This window comes from Pseudomonas sp. P5_B2 (assembly GCF_056400445.1).
The window spans coordinates 1-956 of sequence record NZ_JBFULH010001135.1 but is presented as its reverse complement, the minus strand read 5'-3'; the positions used below and the strand labels follow the sequence as shown (position 1 = coordinate 956).

The window sequence follows — 956 nt, the reverse complement described above, 5'->3', positions numbered from 1 at the left end:
GAAGGAGGCCGAAGCCAAAAAACATGCGCAAGAGCTCGAACGATTCAGAGCGATGGTTGCGATGTTCGAAGCGTGGGAAGCCGCCAAAGCCAGTCGGCCGTTTCCCGTATCAGGCCGGTCAGCCGCAGCGGGTCCGGTATTCACCTTGGCAGAGGGTCGTCTCGCCATTGGTGTAGCGACAACCCAAGCCGTCAGGTCCGCACTGCACACTGCCGTTGCCGCAGTTACAACAGCGAGCACCGCAGCGGCAAGCGCTGTACTAGTCGGATTTGCGGCGCTTCTGTTTCCTTCGCCGCTGGCTGACGGTGAAAGCCGTCAACTGAACACCCCGCTTTCGGATCTTGTCCCCGACGACTTCCATGCCTGGAGCCTCGCGCTTTCGGAGTACCAGCCCAACGAGCTCCATGCCTTGAGCATCCCGCTCTCGGATCTCGCACAGGGCAATCTTGACGACTTGTATGCAATTGCCTTGGTCGATGGAGAAGTCAGGCTACCGGTAGCGATCGGCTCCAGATCAGTGGGGAACATAACCGAGTTCTTTGTCGCGGCCATAAACGACACAACGGTACCTGGCAATGTCCCAGTGCGACTCGCCACTTTCGATCCAGCCGTTAATGCGTACAGGACTTACAACCCGGATGCCCCGTCCATCGGCATGACCTGGACACCTATCGTCAAGCCGAACAACGCATCAACCACCCTCCCCGCAAGCGAGCGGAATATTGCCGTTTATGACGGCACGACCCTAACCGCCCTGGAAGGAAGGCTCGATGAACTTCCAGAGCTGGATTTGTACAGCTTTGGTGGGTTTATTACCGTCTTCCCGGCTGAGTCGGGTATCCCCCCGATTTTTACAATGTTCAGGGATCGACGGAACGAACCCGGTGTTGCCAGTGGTTCCGGACAGTCGGTTTCGGGAAATTGGTTGGGTACGGCCTCGACGCTGGGAGGTGCGC

Annotated in this window: 1 protein-coding gene; it reads left to right on the top strand. The window is 58.2% G+C overall.

Going from position 1 to position 956, the window contains the following annotated elements; translation table 11 throughout:
* Positions 1–956, top strand: a 956-nt coding sequence (locus tag AC1DRJ_RS29705; protein ID WP_477805267.1) for an S-type pyocin domain-containing protein, incomplete at both ends; no start/stop codon positions are given.